This is a genomic window from Phytoactinopolyspora endophytica, assembly GCF_004138495.1.
GTDB lineage: Bacteria > Actinomycetota > Actinomycetes > Jiangellales > Jiangellaceae > Phytoactinopolyspora > Phytoactinopolyspora endophytica.
Map to the genome: position 1 here is coordinate 362,604 of NZ_ML142854.1, position 11,893 is coordinate 374,496.

Annotated in this window: 12 protein-coding genes; all 12 read right to left on the bottom strand. The window is 70.1% G+C overall.

Translation table 11 applies throughout. The features are described from left to right. A partial coding sequence (gene dmpG / locus ELR45_RS40910; RefSeq protein WP_240759716.1) for a 4-hydroxy-2-oxovalerate aldolase occupies nucleotides 1–557 on the bottom strand: 557 nt, incomplete at its 3' end. Further along, nucleotides 554–1,501, bottom strand: a complete 948-nt coding sequence (locus ELR45_RS14750) for an acetaldehyde dehydrogenase (acetylating) (protein WP_129667071.1) — start codon at nucleotides 1,499–1,501, stop codon at nucleotides 554–556. The genes ELR45_RS14750 and dmpG, both read right to left, overlap by 4 nt. Beyond that, a complete protein-coding gene (locus ELR45_RS14755; protein WP_129667120.1) occupies nucleotides 1,498–2,307 on the bottom strand; it encodes a 2-keto-4-pentenoate hydratase in 810 nt (269 codons plus the stop codon). The genes ELR45_RS14750 and ELR45_RS14755 overlap by 4 nt, the downstream gene beginning before the upstream one ends. A gap of 26 nt (nucleotides 2,308–2,333) precedes the next feature. After that, nucleotides 2,334–3,056 carry a class II aldolase/adducin family protein gene (locus ELR45_RS14760; protein WP_129667072.1) on the bottom strand — a complete coding sequence of 241 codons (723 nt, stop codon included), beginning with the start codon at nucleotides 3,054–3,056 and terminating at the stop codon, nucleotides 2,334–2,336. After that, a complete protein-coding gene (locus tag ELR45_RS14765) occupies nucleotides 3,053–3,946 on the bottom strand; it encodes an alpha/beta fold hydrolase (protein ID WP_129667073.1) in 894 nt (297 codons plus the stop codon). Before ELR45_RS14765 ends, ELR45_RS14760 begins: the two co-directional genes overlap by 4 nt. Then, nucleotides 3,943–4,803, bottom strand: coding sequence for an alpha/beta fold hydrolase (locus ELR45_RS14770; RefSeq protein WP_165367781.1), 861 nt, complete (start codon nucleotides 4,801–4,803; stop codon nucleotides 3,943–3,945). The genes ELR45_RS14765 and ELR45_RS14770 overlap by 4 nt, the downstream gene beginning before the upstream one ends. Continuing rightward, the gene (locus tag ELR45_RS14775) at nucleotides 4,800–5,588 is read right to left on the bottom strand and encodes a dienelactone hydrolase family protein (protein WP_129667075.1); all 789 of its coding nucleotides are present in this window, start codon (nucleotides 5,586–5,588) and stop codon (nucleotides 4,800–4,802) included. The genes ELR45_RS14770 and ELR45_RS14775 overlap by 4 nt, the downstream gene beginning before the upstream one ends. Then, entirely contained in the window at nucleotides 5,585–6,442 is an 858-nt protein-coding gene (locus tag ELR45_RS14780; protein ID WP_205856602.1) for an IclR family transcriptional regulator, read from the bottom strand. The genes ELR45_RS14775 and ELR45_RS14780 overlap by 4 nt, the downstream gene beginning before the upstream one ends. Before the next feature lie 109 nt (nucleotides 6,443–6,551). Next, nucleotides 6,552–6,797, bottom strand: a complete 246-nt coding sequence (locus ELR45_RS14785; protein WP_129667077.1) for a hypothetical protein — start codon at nucleotides 6,795–6,797, stop codon at nucleotides 6,552–6,554. Then, the gene (locus tag ELR45_RS14790; RefSeq protein ID WP_129667078.1) at nucleotides 6,794–7,612 is read right to left on the bottom strand and encodes a DODA-type extradiol aromatic ring-opening family dioxygenase; all 819 of its coding nucleotides are present in this window, start codon (nucleotides 7,610–7,612) and stop codon (nucleotides 6,794–6,796) included. The genes ELR45_RS14785 and ELR45_RS14790 overlap by 4 nt, the downstream gene beginning before the upstream one ends. Continuing rightward, nucleotides 7,609–9,798 carry a hydantoinase B/oxoprolinase family protein gene (locus tag ELR45_RS14795; protein ID WP_165367782.1) on the bottom strand — a complete coding sequence of 730 codons (2,190 nt, stop codon included), beginning with the start codon at nucleotides 9,796–9,798 and terminating at the stop codon, nucleotides 7,609–7,611. Before ELR45_RS14795 ends, ELR45_RS14790 begins: the two co-directional genes overlap by 4 nt. Next, on the bottom strand, nucleotides 9,795–11,893 hold a 2,099-nt coding region (locus ELR45_RS14800; RefSeq protein WP_165367783.1), incomplete at its 5' end, for a hydantoinase/oxoprolinase family protein. The genes ELR45_RS14800 and ELR45_RS14795, both read right to left, overlap by 4 nt.

Genomic DNA, 11,893 nt, shown 5'->3' on the forward strand with positions numbered 1-11,893 from the left:
ACCCGCTCCCGCACGCCGTCCATCGTCAGCCGGCCACCGGAGTCGGTCACGTAGACGCAATGGGCACCGTATGACTCCATGAGCCGGGCTTGCGCGGCCAGCACCCCTGGTTCGGCCATGTGACTCATCATGAGGAAGCCGGCGACATCCATGCCGAGCTCGCGTGCCCGGGAGATGTGCTGAGCTGCGACGTCGGCCTCGGTGCAGTGCGTGGCTACCCGCACCGAGCGCACGCCGAGCGTGAACGCCTCGTTCAGATCCTCCACGGTGCCGATGCCGGGCAGCAGCAACGTGGTCAGGCGGGCGTTCGACACGGCATCGGCCGCCGCGGCGATCCACTCCGGGTCTGGGTGTGCCCCGGCCCCGTACGTCAGGCTGGTGCCGGACAAGCCGTCTCCGTGGGCCACCTCGATCGCGTCGACCCCGGCGGCGTCCAGCGCCGCGGCGATGGTCCGCACCTGACCGACGGAGTATTGGTGCCGGATCGCGTGCATGCCGTCGCGCAGGGTGACGTCTTGGACGTAAACCCGAGGAGCGGCCGGTCCTGTGCTGTTCATGCGGGCACCGCCGTTCCCGCGCCGCTGCGGGCGATCCGCTCGCCCACCTGTAGCGCTGCCGAGGTCATGATGTCGAGGTTCCCCGCGTACGCGGGCAAATAGTGCGCCGCGCCCTCGACCTCCAGGAAGACGCTCACCTGGAGTAACTCACCGGGCTCATCGGCGAGCGTCCGTAGCCCGTGGCCGGCCGGGCGGGGCACGAACTGCACCTCCTGCTTGAGCCGGTATCCGGGCACGTAGGCGGCCACCTGCCCGACCATGGCGGTCACCGCCGAGCGGATCCGCTTCTCGATCTCGGTGCCGTCCGGGGAGACCAGGCAATGAACAGTGTCGCGCATGATCAGCGGAGGGTCGGCCGGGTTGAGGATGATGATGGCCTTGGCCCGCTGTGCGCCGCCGATCCGCTCGATCGCCGCCCGGGTCGTCCGCGTGAACTCGTCGATGTTGGCCCTGGTGCCGGGTCCTGCCGAACGCGACGAGATGGCCGCGACGATCTCGGCGTAGTGCACCGCCGTGACAGCGCTGACGGCGGCCACGATCGGGATAGTCGCCTGGCCGCCGCAGGTGACCATGTTGACGTTCGGTGCGGCGTGGTGATCCTCGAGATTGACCGACGGCACGACGTACGGTCCGATCGCGGCCGGTGTCAGGTCCACGATCCGGCGGCCGAGCGGGCGCAACGCCGCGTCGTTGGCCACATGCGCGCGGGCCGACGTCGCGTCGAACACGATCTCGACGTCGTCGAAGCCCGGCATCGCTGTCAGTCCAGCCACGCCGTCGGCAGTGGTCGGTATTCCGAGCCGGCCGGCGCGGCTAAGACCGTCGCTCTCCGGATCGATGCCCACCAGAGCCGCAGGTTCCAGCGCCTCGGACAGCCGCATCATCTTGAACATCAGGTCGGTGCCGATGTTGCCCGACCCGATGATCGCCGCCTTCGTCTTCATCGGTCTCCTCCTCCCTCGGCCGCGCCGACGGCGAGGGACACTGTGCCCAGCCAGCCGAGATCGGCCTCGAAATGCGCTCCATGCTGAACCGGGACCATCGGCCCCAGCGCGCCGGTCAGGACAAGGTCCCCGGTTCTCAACGGCTCGCCCAGCCGCAACGTGACTCCGGCCAGCCAGGCGAGCGCGGCCAGAGGGTCGCCCAGGCAGTCCCGGCCGCTCCCGGCGGACACCACCTCGCCGTCCTGGCGCAGCGTCATCCGCACCTGGCGCAGGTCGGCCGCTCCCAGCGGATTCGGCCGGCCGGTCACGAACGCGCCGCTGGACGCGTTGTCGGCCACCGTGTCCACGATGCTGATGTCCCAGTTCGCGATGCGGCTGTCGACGACTTCGAGGGCGGGCACAACCGACCCGACGGCGGCACACAGGCGTGCACGGTCGTCGATCGCCGCGCGGTCGTCGAGATCGGCCGACAGGACCACGGCCACCTCCGCCTCGACCCGCGGCGCCACCAGCATGTCGCGGTCCAGCTCTCCGGAGACCCGCATGCCATCGAAAAGAACCCCGAAGTCCGGCTGGTCGACACCGAGCTGGGCCTGCACCGCCGGGTTGGTCAGCCCGATCTTCCACCCCACCCGGCGCGCACCGGCCCGTTTCCGGCGCCGGGTCAGCTCGGCCTGGACCGCGTAGGCCCGGTCCACGTCCTCGGCACCGATCAGGTCACGGACCGGTGGGCAGGGCTCGCGGGTCTGGGCCGCCCGTTCCAGCCGGTCCGCCGCGCGAGCCACCGCTTCGTCGGCCGGCGCCATTGCGCCGATCTTTTCGGAACGGCCGGTCACGACGTCACTCCCGCGGCGGCCGGCCCGGGCAGGGACCGCACCAGGTACTGCCATCCGAGGCTCACCTGGCGGGCGCTGTAGCAGCGTTCCCGCTTAGCCAGCGCTTCCTCGTCCGGCGAGGCGATCAGCCGATCGGCGCCGACGGCGGAGACCGCCAGCAGCTGTGCCCGGCACGCCTTCTCAAGCACGACGGCGCCGAAAACGGCGCGCTCGACACTGGACTCCGCCACCACCACGCCATGGTTCACCAGCAGCGCGGCATTGTGCGGGCCGATGACGCCAGCCACCTCGGCGCCCAGCTCCGAGGTACGGATCAGGTCGCCGGTCCGGTCGAAGCGTGGCACATCCGGCGGGGTGAAGAACGTCGCCTCGTGGCCGACCGGCTGGAGCGCCAGGCCGGTGGCCGCCAGAGCCACGGCCGCCTCGGGATGGCTGTGTACCACGGCGGCGACGTCGCGGCGGGCGCGCAACACCTCGATGTGGATGTGGTGCTCGAGGTGGACCGGCCCCTGTCCGGCCAGCAGTTCACCGTCCCAGGAGAGCAGTTGCACGTCGTCGGGGCCGATCTCGTCGAAGCCCAGCCCTGCCCGCTTGAGCCAGACCCCGCGCCCGTCCGGGTCACGTGCCGAGAGATGCCCCCACACCAGGTCGGAGTGGCCGTTGGCGGCCAGGACCCGGCAGCCGGTGGACACCAGCTCGCGCACGGCGCCGCCGCTCACGCCGCGTTCCCGGCGACGGTGCCGCCCAGCAGGTAGTCGCCGACGATCCGATTGAACTCGGCCGGCTGCTCGAACATCGGCCAGTGCCCAGCGCCGTTGATCATCTCGAAACGGCCGTTGGGCAGGATCTCGCTGGCCCGGCGTCCGACCTCGGCGGGAGTGGTGGGGTTCTTGTCGCTCCAGAGCACGAGGACCTCGTGCTGGATAGCGGCCAGCCGCTGTTCGGTGAGCATGTAGGCGCGGTTCTCGTCGCTCGGCTGCTCGGCCACCAGTTTGGGCATCACCGCCCGGCTCTCCGGGAGGGTGTAGATCCGGTACCGGGTCTCAACCAGCTCGTCAGTGACGGACGCGGGGTCGGCCACCAGCCACTCCAGCCGCGTCCGCACGCTCTCCAAGGTCGGTGCGTCGACGGCCTTGCGGGTGACGTCCTGCACCCGGGAGTGCACCGCCTTGCTCTCACGCTGCCGGGCGTCGTCGTCGAGCGCGATCCCGGCCCCGGTCACGTGCACGATCCGGCCGATCCGATCCGGGTGCTGAAGTGCGGTCCACAGGGCGATCCAACCACCCAGAGACTGGCCGACGATGTGTGCCCGCTCGGCGCCGATCGCGTCGAGCAGCCGCAGCAGGTGGTCGGTGAAGACCGGCGCGTGGTAGGTCACGTCGGCCGGCTTGTCGGTCCAGCCGTGGCCGAGAGCGTCGATCGCGTGCACCTGCAGGCCACGCTCGGCCAGCGGGACGACGTTGCGCACGAACGCCTCGACGTGGCCGGTCAGCCCACCGATGCAGATCACATGGGCACCGGTGTCACCTGCCTCCAGCGATCGGGTGCGCCAGCCGCCGGCGTCGTGAAAACGGACCTCGGCACCGAGTGCGTCGAGCCAGAAAGTCATCGGAGTCCTCCATCGAGAAATCGGGTCACTGTGGCGTTGACATCCGCGGGGTTTTCGTAGTGCGGCCACTGCTTGGCGTCGGACACGGTGTGGACGGTGCCGCCTGGCACTCGCGCGGCGACGGCGTCGAGCACGCTCACCGGCAGGTGACCGGCTTCACCCCGGATGAACAGCGTGGGCTCGCGGTGCTCGGACCACCACTCCGGCGTCAGCAGCCAGCCGGAGTTGTCCGCGGCCCGGACCGCACGGTGCACGGCCGAGGCACCGTCTCGCCGGTAGAGCTGGTAGCGCAGCCGGACCATCTCGTCGTCGACCGCGTCTGGATCGAACAGGAGCTGACACAGCCGCAACCGGACGTTCTCCATGCTGACCTCATCGAACGCCCGCCCACCGCGCTCGTAAGCGGCGGCCACCCGCGGATCGGCCAGCCGCTCGGCCTCCGCCTGCAGCCCGGCGGGCTCGACCAGTACCAGTCGGCGCACCAGGCCGGGCCGCCGCCGGGTCAGCCAGGCTGCCACCCAGCCGCCGAGTGACTGCCCGACGACGTCGGCCTGCCGCTCGCCGGTCTCGTCGAGAAGCCGGTCGACGACGGCCTGGGCGTGCTCGAGCAGCTCGGGCACGTCATAGCTGGACCCGGCCGGGCCGGTGCATCCGTGGCCGAGCAGGTCCACGGCCGCCACTCGCCGTCCGTCGGCCCAGGCATTGATGTTGCGGGTCCAGGTCTCCAGATGACCGCCGCGGCCGTGCAGCAACACCAGCAGCGGCCCTCGCGTCCCGGTGCTCAACACCCGGGTCCGCACACCGCCCGCGTCAACCCAGCGGACCTCGGCGCCGAGCAGGTCGGTCCACAGCGTCACGCCAGCCGCTCCCGGAGGAAGGCGACGGTCCGGCGCCAGGTCAGCGCGGCCGCTTCGGGATGGTGGTTGGGGTGTGTGTCGTCGTGGTAGGCATGGCCCGCGTCGGCGTAACGGTGCAGCTCGGCCGGGGTGGCACTGGTGGGTAGCGCCTTCTCCAGGAGATCGATCTGATCGGCCGGGATCGCTTCGTCGGCGCCGCCGAAGTGGAACTGCACCGGCGCCCGCAGCCGAGCCAGCAGTGGGATGCGTGAGCGCTCGGCGCCGGTGGGCGAGTATGCCGGAGGCAGTATCGGGATCCCGTACAGCGACACGACGGCCTTGAGATCGTCGGTCTGCGTAGCCCAGACCAGCACGCTGCCGCCACCCAGACAGAACCCGAGCGCGCCGGCCCGACGCCCGTCCGCCTCGGGGAGAGAAGCCGCGAAGTCTAGGCCGGCCTGCAGGTCTGGAACCGCGAGCTCATCCTGAGCGGCAAGGAACGCCTTGCTGCGTCGGTCTTCCGGGTCGACGTAGTTCTGCGGCGGCATCCCGCCGGTGCGGCTGAACATGTCGACGGTGAGGCTGACGAAGCCCTCGGCGGCCAGGGCGCGAGTGACTCCTTGCCGGTGCTCGGTGACGCCGAGGTTCTCGTGCGCGGTCACCACGACGGGCCATGGCCCGTGCTCGTCCGGCACCGCAAGATAGCCACGGACCAGCCGGTCACCGTTGGAGAAATGGACCCAGCCGGCCCGCACGCTGTCGAACGTCGTGAGGTTCATCGCGATGTCGCCTTCCTGTTCGGTCACATGGTCGCCGCGAGCGGCGGCGCGGTACTGCTGCTGGACGAGGCAGCCAGCGCCCGCATCACCAGCCGGCCGAGCTGGTCGAGCCGGCGCCTGGGCGCCCTGGAGAGCGGCACGACGATCGCCACTGCCCCGAACGGGCGGCCCCCGATGCTCACGGCAGCCGCGACCCCGGCCACCCCCTCGATGAACTCATCGGACTCGGTGGCGAAGCCGCGTCGTGCGGTCTCGGCGATCTCGGTCCGAAAGGTGGCGTGGTCGACGATGCTGCGTGGCGTCCGGGCGGCCAGGTGCAGCTGCGGAACGAGCTCGTCGGCCTCCGCCGGGTCGAGATGACCGAGGACGGCCTTGCCGATGCAGCCGTTGCCCAGCCCGGATCGCTTGCCGACCGGCGACGTCACCGCCAGCGGATGGGTCGCATCCCGCTTGTTGGTGATGAGCACGGTGCGGTCCATCCAGTCGACCTCCGCCACCAGCACCGTCTCACCGGTCTCCTTGGACAGCCGGGCAACCGCGTCGCGAGTCATCTGTGCCAGTGCAGCCGTGTTCGACACCAGCCCTCCGAGCTCCAGCAAGCGGCTGCCGAGTGAATAAGCGCCGTCGGCGTCCTGGCGTAGGAAGCCGCGCTCGACGAGCGACACCGCGATGCGGTGGGTGCTCGGCTTGGGAAGCCCGACGATGTCGGCGAGCTCGCGCAGTTGCAGCCGCGGATAAGCGGCGCTGAACGCGGTCAGGATGTCCAGGGCGCGGGTTACCGACCGCACCCCGCGTCGCTCGCCGTGTCCGGTCGCCGGGCGGCGGTGCCCTGCCCGGTCCGGTGAACCGATGACCGCCTGTGTGTCCTGGGTGGAAACCACAGTGTCTCCTCTCGCGGGCGCCGGCCACGGATAGCCGGCGGCCCTATCGATACGCGCGTCAGCGATAACGCTACGTTTCGCGCATCGGAATGACGATCCGAATTGTGGATCATCGGTCGCGCTGATACAGCTCGGCATGCGGCACCCCCAGCATCACCAGCAGATTGCGCAGGACCACGGGGTTGAGCCCGTCCGCCAGCAGCGTCTCGGCGTCGTGGTCGAGAACCGCCTGCCGGTGCCGGGCGCTCAGCTTGAACCGGTCGAGCACCGCGCCGGGGTCGTGGCGGTAGGCGTCCAGCAGCCCGTCCTCGTGCTCCAGGGCCCATGCCAGCTTGGTCAGCATCAGGTGGTTCATGCGCGCTCTCCCATGGCCATGACGCCGATCCCGATGGACCACTCGGGCATCGGCTGGTACCCGAGCAACCGGCCGGCCGGACCGCCCGACGCGCCCTGGGTGAGGATCCAGGTACGGATCTCCAGCGCGCCGTTTCCGGCCTGGTCGAGGATGTCGTCGTCGGACCATTCGAGGATCTCCTCGAGCCTTCCGTCACCGAGCAAGGCGAGGAAACGGCGGTCCCACTCCTCGTTGACATCGCCGAACCGAGGCAGCCCCACCCAGTGCGAGACCCCGCCGGTGCCCAGCACACCGACCCGCAGCTCGCCGGGAAACCCGGCCACCACGTCGCGGACGGCCACACCCAGGTCATGGCAACGGCGCAGGCTGGGCAGCGGCGGCGTATTGCAGTTGAGGAAGAGTGGGGTGACCGGCACGTCCAGCAGGTTCAGCTTGACCAGAGGCACCATGAAGCTGTGGTCCAGTGGCATCTCATGACTGCGCGAGACATCGAACCCCCGCTCCATCAGCCCGGCTAGAACCCCGGCGGAGAACGCCGGAGCGCCGCGAACGACGCCGGCCGGGTTGCCGAACTCGCCCCAGCCCTCGTACTCGTCGGCTAGTCCGAGGCAGAACGTCGGGTAGTGCTCCAGGCGGAAAGTCTCGTAGTGATCGGTGGCCACAACCACTAATGCGTCCAGGCGTGCCCCGCGGATCTCGGCGGCCATGCGATCCCAGGCCGCGTGCAGCTCGCCGGAGCGCTCGGGCGCGGCATCGGGATTCTTCAGGATGGCGCCGACGTGTGACGTCGCGCCGGTCCAGACAACAGAGCTCATCGGTTCGCCACCTCCACATCGTGTAGGACGGGACTGCCGATCCGGGCCACATCCACGGTCAGCAGGCGGCCGCAGCCCGGGCAGGCGTAATGCCGCAGCTCCAGCTCGGCACTGAAGCGATCGGCCATGCTCACCGTGTGCACGTCGCTTCCGACGTGGGTGGCGGCATGATCCCGCCACGGCTCGCCGGCCCGGGCGAGGCCCTGCCCGCATCGGCAGCGGACGAACCGGTCTCCGTTAGGGGTGGCCACCAGCTCCAGGCCGTCACCCAAGGGGCCGACTCGGGCGGCATCGTCGGGCACGCCGATGGTTGGGCTGGCCGCGGGCCACCGCCGGCGAGCCGTGCGCAGCTCATCGCGGCGGCGAGCCGTGGCTGCGTCGTCGATCTCGCCGTCTGCGGAGAGCACCGCCCCGTAGAGCCGGACCGCGGCTTCGGTGCTGACGGCGTCGTCGAGCAGGTCGTGACGCAATTCGGCGACGGGGCGCTCCAGCGGGTCACCCCACCCGCCGCCGGACTGGTGGATGGTGGAGAGCACGTCGCTCTGCTCGATGGGGAACATGCCCTGCCTCCCGCGCATGACCGGCCGCTCGCCGGTCACCTCACCGGTGCCGGCCGGGATACGGCCGGAGCGCAGCTGGTCCCACACGTCGCCACCGCGGACCAGCTCCCGGATGTTCTGCGTGCCGGGATGCCCGCCGAACAGGCCGATCGAGTTCGGCACCTCCCAACCGTGCCCGTTGCACATGGCCCGTAGCTCCTCGCCGCCGTGCACCAGGTAGACGGAGCCCATGCTCTGCCCGCCGCGCCGCCGCCCAGCGCCGCCGGAGTCGGTCACCAGACCGCGCCACAGGTACAGCATGGGTGTCTCCAGCTCCATCGACTCCGCATTCGACACCCGCTGCCGCTCGATGTTGTGCTGCCCCTGAGTCCACACGCCGTCCCGGTGCGCGTACGCCCCGCCGCCGGTGGCCAGGCAGTCGAGGATGACATGGGTGAACCGCTCGCCATGTGCGTTGAGCCCGGACAGCACGAACTGATCGGGGCCACCTGCCGGCAGCGCCTGTGCCTCGCCCATCAACTCGTCGGAGCAGGCCAGCAGCTTTGACAGCGCCTCGATCGCGGTCATCTCCACCAGCCAGCCCGCCTCCAACGCGCCACCGCTCACGGCCGCCGGCCGGGTGGCGTTGCAGATCCGCCCTTCCGGGCAGACCACGTCGACGGGGTGTAACAGGCCCTCGTTCCATGGCGCGTCGAACGCGAGCGTGGGCAGGAGGGCGGCGTTGATACCGGCGGTCAGGCCGGAGAACGTGCAGTTGATATAGCCGGGTGCCTGCGGGGAGGACTCCGAGTAGTCGAAGGTCAGCGTCTCGCCGGCCTTGGTAAGGGTGAGTGAGACCTCGTAGGTCTGGTCGAGCCCGCCGTCGTTGTCGAGGTACGCCGTCGACCGTACGGTCGCGTCGGGCAAGGACCGCAGCCGCTGGCGCAGCCGCCGTTCGGACAGATCGATGAGACCCGCCATGACGTGGCGGACCGTGTCCGGTCCGTAGCGCCGCGCCAGCTGGGTCATGGCGCGCACTGCGGTGTTGTTGGCGCCGATCAGCCCACGCAGGTCGAGCTTGACGGCGTCGGCTGCTCGCGTATGCGCAAGGATGAGGTTCCACATGTCGGAGCGGAGCTCGCCGTGCTCGACCAGCTTGGTGGGCGGCAGCTGCAGGCCTTCCTGGTAACACTCGGTGGCGTCATTGCAGAAGCTGCCCGGACGCGAGCCTCCGACGTCGGGCATGTGGCACATCGCGCCGCTCCAAGCGAGCAGCTCACCGTCGACGAAGATCGGTGCGACGACGCCCATGTCCTGCGCGTGGATGGAGCCCTTCCATGGATTGTTCACCACGAACATGTCGCCCGGCCGGATCCCGGGGTTCTCGGTACAGTCGGCGATCACGTGCCGGGTGATCAGCGCCATCGAGGCCGAATGCAGCAGGATGGTCCGGCCCATCGCGGCCACCGAGCCGTCCGGGAGGTAGAGGCCCACGTTGAAGTCGTTGGCGTTGACCACATGCGGCGACCCGGAGATGGCGGCGAGAGTGGCGCCCTGCTCGTCGGTGATGGCCAGCAGCCGGTGCCGGATCACCTCGAAGGTCACCGGGTCGACGTCGGTGGTCTGGGTCAGTTGCTCTGTGCTCACGCGTTCCCCCTGCAGTCGATGATCAGGTTCCGGTACGGGTCGACGTGGAGCGTCTGGCCGGGGCCGACGACCACGGTGGTGCCGGCGAACTCCAGGATCACCGGCCCGGGTACGACGCTGTGCGGACCCACCTGTTCGCCGCGGAGGACGGGTGCGGGCACCTGGCGGGTGTCGGGGAAGTACACGTCCCGCACTCCCACCTGAGCGGCGTCCCATCCGCCGTCGCCGTCTTCGGGTTCGAGGTCGGCCAGGCCGTCCACCCGGACCCGGCCCTCCACCCGGAGGGTGTGGATCTCCAGGCCGGCGGAGCGCATCGCGGTGCCCGGTCCGTAGATCCGTTCGTAGGTGGCGAGGAAGTCGTCCACCATCCCGCGCAGCATGAACTTGGTCATCGGCCCCTTCGGTAGTACCACCGGCAGTTCGTGGGTTTGGCGGCGGAACTTCAGATACAGCGACCGGGTGAACCTGGCCCGCGGATCGTTGTCGAGGTCGGCATGGCAGCGTCCCTGCAGCTCGTCCATGGTCCGCTGCAGCCGGTCGATGTCGATGTGCGCGGCCGGGTCGTCGTTGCCGGTCGGCGTACGCTGCACGTCGGTGACCTGGATCGCTCGGAATCGGTCCGAGGTGACCGTGCCGTACGCGGAGTGCACTGTGGACGTCGGCGGTATCACCAGCCTGGAGATGCCGGCGGCGGCGGTGTAGGCGGCGGCGTGGGTCGGTCCTGCGCCGCCGTAGGCGAACACGACGAAGTCACGCGGGTCGCGGCCTTGTTCAACCGTCACCTTGCGCAGCAGGTCGGCCATCTGGTTGTCGGCGACGCTGCGGATGCCCGCCGCGGCCTCCCGCACGCTCATACCGAGCGGTGCCGCCACGTGGGCCCGGATCGCCTTCTCAGCCAGGGCCGGCTCCAGCGTCATCCGTCCACCCAGGAAGTACTCGGGGTCGATGATGCCGAGCACGACGTCCGCGTCGGTGACGGTCGGCAGGTCTCCACCTCGGCCGTAACAGGCGGGGCCGGGTACCGAGCCGGCGCTTCGTGGGCCGACCACCAGCGCGCCGACCTCGTCCACCGCCGCCACCGATCCGCCACCGGCTCCGATGGCTGTCACCTTGATCCGAGGCAGCGCCAGGTGATAGCCGCCCAGTTCACTCGTCTGTTCCACCAGAGGCTCGCCATCCACGATGAGCCCGACGTCGAAGCTGGTGCCGCCCATGTCGCTGGTGATGACGTTGGGGTGGGCCAGTCGGCTGGCCAGCTCTGCCGAGGCCAGCACACCACCGGCCGGGCCGGAGGTCAGCAGGGACGCCGCCCGACGGGCAGCGTCGTCGGCGCGCATCACCCCGCCGCCGGAGTCCATGATCGACACTTCGCCCCGGAAGCCACCCTCCTGCAACCGAGCCTGCAGGCGGGCGATGTAGTCGCGGATCACCGGCCCGAGGTAGGAGTTCACCACCGTGGTGGCGGTGCGCTCGTACTCGCCGATCACCGGCGCGATCTCGTGCGAGAGGGTCAGATAGACCTCGGGCCACTCCTCGGCCACCAGATCCGCCACCGCTTGCTCGTGCTGGGGCCGGGTGAACGACCAGAGGAAGGACACCGCCAGAGCACTCACGCCGGCCGCCTTGAGCCGGCGCAGCAGCGAACGGACCTCGTCTTTGGCAAGCTCGACGACGATGTTCCCGGCCGCGTCGACGCGCTCGTGGACCTCGGCGATGAGGCGGCGCGGGACGATCGGATCCGGATTGCGGCGCCGGCTGTAGTGGCCTGTGTCCCCGTCCATGCCGATCCAGGAGCTCATGCTGCGCTGGATGAGCATCGTGTCGGCGAATCCAGCCGTGGTCAGCAGCGCGGGCGTGGCGCCCTTCCGCTCGATCAGGGCGTTGGTGGCAGCGGTCGTGCCGTGGGCGAAGTAGCCGATCTCTGCGCAGAAGTCGTCGAGAGGGAGCTCCACGGCGGCGGCGGCGAGCTTCAAGGTGTCCAACACGCCCTCGGAGCGGTCATGCGGCGTGGTCGGCGCCTTGAACAGCCGCGGCTGTGCCCCTGCCTCCAGTAGGACCAGGTCCGTGAACGTGCCGCCGATGTCGGTTCCCACCA

What these genes read in the sequence shown, in the direction of transcription:
- ELR45_RS14750 (WP_129667071.1), bottom strand. Translation starts at nt 1,501, where the DNA reads ATGAAGACGAAGGCGGCGATCATCGGGTCGGGCAACATCGGCACCGAC.
- ELR45_RS14755 (WP_129667120.1), bottom strand. Translation starts at nt 2,307, where the DNA reads ATGGCGCCGGCCGACGAAGCGGTGGCTCGCGCGGCGGACCGGCTGGAA.
- ELR45_RS14765 (WP_129667073.1), bottom strand. Translation starts at nt 3,946, where the DNA reads ATGACTTTCTGGCTCGACGCACTCGGTGCCGAGGTCCGTTTTCACGAC.
- ELR45_RS14785 (WP_129667077.1), bottom strand. Translation starts at nt 6,797, where the DNA reads ATGAACCACCTGATGCTGACCAAGCTGGCATGGGCCCTGGAGCACGAG.
- ELR45_RS14790 (WP_129667078.1), bottom strand. Translation starts at nt 7,612, where the DNA reads ATGAGCTCTGTTGTCTGGACCGGCGCGACGTCACACGTCGGCGCCATC.